At 43.6% G+C, this 1054-nt stretch carries 1 protein-coding gene; it reads left to right on the forward strand.

What is annotated here, in order from left to right; genetic code table 11:
• Positions 1 to 43: 43 nt before the first annotated feature.
• The coding region (locus ACE01U_RS16995) for an FAD-dependent oxidoreductase (RefSeq protein ID WP_395580015.1) at positions 44 to 1054 on the forward strand (1011 nt) is incomplete at its 3' end.

Below are 1054 nucleotides of genomic sequence, written 5' to 3' on the forward strand. Positions count from 1 at the left end.
CTTTTATCAAATAATTTTACAGACTGCTTTGGAGAGCTTAACCATGTTAGATCAAAATACTTCAGCTCAATTAAAAACGCTTCTTGAACGCCTTGAAGGTCCGATTGAATTGGTTGCGACTTTGAACGGTTCTGAGAAATCAGACAAAATCAAAGAATTGGTTGAAGAGGTTGCAGCACTGTCTCCACTGGTGACTGCACGTTTTGATGGTCAAAACTCACGTGCACCGAGCTTTGGTGTAGCAAAAGCAGGCGAAGAGCCGCGAGTCTTCTTTGCAGGCCTACCAATGGGGCATGAGTTTACCTCTTTGATTTTGGCATTGTTACAAACCTCAGGTTACGCACCCAAAGTATCGGATGAAGTTTTGGCTTCAATCAAAACTTTGGGCATCCAGTCTAACTTTGACGTATTTGTCTCTTTAAGTTGTCATAACTGTCCAGACGTGGTGCAAGCGTTGAACCTGATTGCCATTTACAATCCAGGTACGACAGCCACCATGATTGATGGTGCATTCTTCCAAGACGAAGTTGAAGAGCGCAAAATCATGGCTGTACCAATGGTGTTCCAAGACAACAACCATATCGGTCAAGGTCGTATGACTTTGGAAGAGATTATTGCCAAACTGGATACCAATTCAGCAGCCAAAGAAGCTGAAAAACTTAATGCCAAAGATGCTTTTGATGTTCTCGTGATTGGTGGTGGTCCTGCAGGAAATACCTCAGCCATTTATGCAGCGCGTAAAGGTATTAAAACCGGAATCGTGGCTGAACGTATGGGTGGTCAAGTCATGGATACCATGGACATTGAAAACTATACCTCCATTCAAAAGACCCAAGGGCCAAAGTTTGCTGCTGAAATGGAAGCACATGTACGTGAGTACGGTGTGGACATCATGAACTTACAACGTGTTTCTAACATCAAAGGTGCAGATGAGACAGCGAATGGTTTGGTTGAAGTCACTTTAGAAAATGGTGCGAAGCTTGAATCTAAAACAGTCATCCTTTCAACAGGCGCACGTTGGAGAGAGATGAATGTGCCGGGTGAAGCAGAATAC

Origin of the sequence: Acinetobacter halobius, from assembly GCF_044130335.1 — a bacterium.
Classification (GTDB): domain Bacteria; phylum Pseudomonadota; class Gammaproteobacteria; order Pseudomonadales; family Moraxellaceae; genus Acinetobacter.